We start from the raw sequence: 520 nt of genomic DNA, 5'->3' as shown, positions 1-520 counted from the left end.
TTGTGATTGTTGGCTTGAGCGTGTGTATCAGTGTAATGTATTGTGAGGGTTTCATGTCTGGATCGTGCACCCTTCTTCGCATTTCGGGCAGTCACAGATGTCCGTTTTATTTTGGGGCAGGTTCAATTATCGTGTTATTTTTTTTTTTTTTTTGATCATCGCGATCAAGGGTTCCGGCGTCGGCTTTGCCGCACCGCTGCTGTACCAGCTGCCCGCGTCCGACTTCCACGACATCACTTCGGGCAACAACGGCGGCGAGACGGCGAGCGCCGGCTATGACCTGGCCACCGGTCGCGGCGAACTGATCATCAGCGGCGCGGCCAGCGATATCGGCGGCGGCGGCAGCAACGTGCCGCCGGTCGCCAACTTCAGCGATTCGATCAACGGCCTGAGCGTGAGCTTCACCGACAGCTCCAGCGACAGCGACGGCTCGATCGCCTCGCGCTCGTGGAACTTCGGCGACGGCGCCACCTCCACCGCGACCAACCCCAGCCACACCTATGCGGCGGCCGGTACCTAC

General features: G+C 59.8%; 1 protein-coding gene. It reads left to right on the top strand.

Annotation, left to right across the window (positions count from 1 at the left end; translation table 11 throughout):
- Positions 1-97 precede the first annotated feature (97 nt).
- Positions 98-520: PKD domain-containing protein (locus CSC66_RS17490; RefSeq protein WP_238394456.1), on the top strand; the 423-nt coding region annotated here is incomplete at its 3' end.

Origin of the sequence: Pseudoxanthomonas kaohsiungensis, from assembly GCF_010211765.1 — a bacterium.
Lineage (GTDB): Bacteria > Pseudomonadota > Gammaproteobacteria > Xanthomonadales > Xanthomonadaceae > Pseudoxanthomonas > Pseudoxanthomonas kaohsiungensis.
This window is presented reverse-complemented; position numbering and strand designations above follow the sequence as displayed.